A 3,074-nucleotide genomic window follows, 5' to 3' on the forward strand; every position below is an offset into this window, starting at 1 on the left:
CCACGGCTTCCGCCGCGCCATGGTCACACCCCACAAAAGACGGGATCACATACCTCTCCACCGTGCCACAACACGATCTTTCTGCAAGGACTCCTAAGACGCAGCTCGCCAAGAGGGCTGCGGTGAGCCGCACCACAGTGTGGGAGGCATTCGCGCCCGGGAAGCCGATGCCGTCTGCGGAGACGGTGGCGGCGTTGGCCCGTGCGTTGCAGCTGCCGGTGCGGGACCTGCTGGAGTTGCGGCGGACCGCAGTCGAGGAGTCGGGCACGATCACGCCGGGCGGACCTGGGCGTCCGATCGGACAGTGGGATCCGCATGCTCTGGAGGTTCATCCTGCCGGGCCCGGCAAGGCCCTTCCGAACTTCGATACGCCAACGCTGCCCAGGTATGTGCCCCGCGAGCATGACCGGGTGCTGGGTGATGCGGTCGAGGACGCTGCGGCCGGCCATAGCCGGATCGTGGTGCTCGTAGGCGGATCGTCGACAGGGAAGACACGGGCGTGCTGGGAGGCCGTCCAGCCCCTCGCGGAGAAGGAGTGGCGGCTGTGGCATCCCTTCCACCCGGACCGCGCGGAGGCCGCGTTGGAGGACCTGCACCGTGTCGGGCCTCGCACCGTGGTGTGGTTGAACGAGGCCCAGCACTACCTCGGCAACCCGGTATCCGGTGAGCGGATCGCGGCGGCCGTGCACCACCTGCTAGTTAGCCCGGAGCACGGGCCCGTCCTCGTGCTGGGCACGCTCTGGCCCGAGTACGAGAAGCAGTACACGGCCCTGCCTCGTCCAGGAGCAGAAGATCCGTACAGCCGGGCGCGGGAACTGCTCGCCGGCCGCACTCTGAACGTCCCAGACGCCTTCGACGCCCCGGCTCTGACTGCGGCCGCTGTCCTTGCCGAGAGCGGTGACCGACTCATGGCCGACGCCCTCACCCGAGCCCGAGCCCATGGACGCGTGACCCAGGACCTCGCCGGCGCCCCCCAACTCCTCAGCCGCTACCAGAACGCCAGCCCGGCCGCCAAGGCAGTGCTGGAAGCGGCTATGGACGCGCGCCGCCTCGGCGTCGGCCTCCACTTGCCCCAGGCCTTCCTCACCGACGCCGCCATCGACTACCTCGATCAAAGCGACTACGACCAGCTCACTGACGACTGGGCAGAGTTGGCCTACGCCGAACTTGCTCGACTCGTCCACGGCAAACAGGCCCCCCTACGCCGCACCACCCCCCGCCCCCCGCGGCGTCCGCCTGCCACCGCTGCCAGCGAGGCACCAGCCCCGCCGCCTGCGGTGCCACAGTTTCGGTTCGCCGACTACCTCGAACAACACGGCCGTACCACCCGCCGCTACCTGTGCCCACCCGCCTCCTTCTGGCACGCCGCCCACACCCACCTCACCCACCCCGACGACCTGGACAACCTCGCTACGGCAGCCGAGAACCGCCACCGCCTGCAATGGGCCCACTGCCTCCGCCACTGTGCCGCCGACTACGGCAGCACCGACGCCCTGCACAGCCTGGCTGTGAGTCTGGAGAAAGTCGGGGAGCGGGAGGGAGCCGAGGCGCTGGCCCGCCAGGCTGCCCAGCGCGGCGACACCGTCGTCCTGCACCGCCTGACGATGATGCGGGAGATCGCCGGGGACCGGGAGGGCGCCGAGGCTCTGGCCCGCCAAGCCGCCGACCACGGCAACACCAATGCCTTACAAGGCTTGGCGATGTTGCGGGGGCAGGCCGGGGAGCGGGAGGGCGCGGAGAATCTGGTTCCTCAGGCCACCGACCAGGGCAGCACCGACGACCTGGTCCAACTGGCAGTGACGCGAGAGAGCGCCGGGGACCGGGAGGGCGCCGAGGCTCTGGCCCGCCAAGCCGCCGACCACGGCAGCATTGCCGCCCTGTACAACCTGGCGATGATGCGGGAGAGCGCCGGGGACCGGGAGGGCGCCGAACTCCTTCTCCTCCAAGTCGCCGACCACGGCGACGACCCCCTGTACCACCTGGCAGTGATGCGGGAGAGCGCAGGGGACCAGGAGGGTGCCGAGACCCTTCTGCGGAAGGCCGCCAAACACGGCAGCGCTGAGGCCCTGTACCGCCTGGCGATGATGCGGGAGAGCGCCGGGGACCGGGAGGGTGCCCTGGCTCTGGCCCGCCAAGCCGCCGACCAGGGCGACGCCCACGCCCTGTTCAGCCTGGCCGAAATCCGGGAGGAGGCCGGGGACGGGGAGGGCGCCGAGGCTCTGGCCCGCCAAGCCGCCGACGTCGGCGACGCCGAAGCCCTTGACGGCATGGCCATGGGGCGGCAGTTGCTCGAGGGCCTGTGGCCGAACGGCCTAGACCCAGACGGTACGCCGACACCCGCATGGCAGCCTTCGGGTGTCCGCCCTCCACGCCCGGTACGTGCCGCCACACACGCCGTAGGGTGCGGCTGGTGACGATCTGCTGGCAATTCACGGCCGGTGCTCAAGGACGGTTGGTCATTCTGCTCAGTCCGAAGCCACCCAGCACACCGTGCTCCTGGCCCGCGCCGGGTATGCGGTCTACGACTCCCTGGGGCTCCAGCGCGCCCGTGTCCGCAGCATCGCGCTACGCGCCGACGCCCTTCGCCCCGCCGACCGTGCCACCCGGCAGCTCAGCCTCGACCCGGAGGACGACAAGCCGCTCGCGATCGAAGCCGTCCCCGACCTAGCCTTCGCCCCGCTACGGACGCCAGGTGGTCTACCCCGCCACCCTCGCCATCAGCGCCCACCCACCGCAGGCCCCGCATCGTTCCGTGAACTGGGCGAGGACGCTGACCGCCATCTGCGGATGTCCGCCCAGACCTCGTACGCTTGGTTTCGTAGGTGGGAGCCGGGCAACGTTTGTCGACGGTAATGGGCAGCACTGAGCGATCCAACGGCTCCGAAATGTCGATGAGAACTGACAACCCGGAGGGACCCGGGCCGCTCTCAGGTGACCTTGACGGCGATGCATGCAGCCCGATTCCGGATCACTGGCCGGGCCATGTTTTCCAGGCTGTCCGTATCTGATCGATGATGGACCGCCCTGCGGATATTTTCGAGCACAATGAGCGTGTGACAAACACTGAGGAAGTT

1 protein-coding gene is annotated in these 3,074 nt (G+C 69.5%); it reads left to right on the forward strand.

The genetic code is table 11. The features are described from left to right. Window positions 1-122 precede the first annotated feature (122 nt). Window positions 123-2,414, forward strand: a complete 2,292-nt coding sequence (locus tag KUM49_RS20515) for a hypothetical protein (RefSeq protein WP_217238348.1) — start codon at window positions 123-125, stop codon at window positions 2,412-2,414. The last annotated feature ends 660 nt before the right edge of the window (window positions 2,415-3,074 follow it).

The sequence above is a fragment of the Streptomyces sp. AC555_RSS877 genome, assembly GCF_019049245.1.
GTDB lineage: Bacteria > Actinomycetota > Actinomycetes > Streptomycetales > Streptomycetaceae > Streptomyces.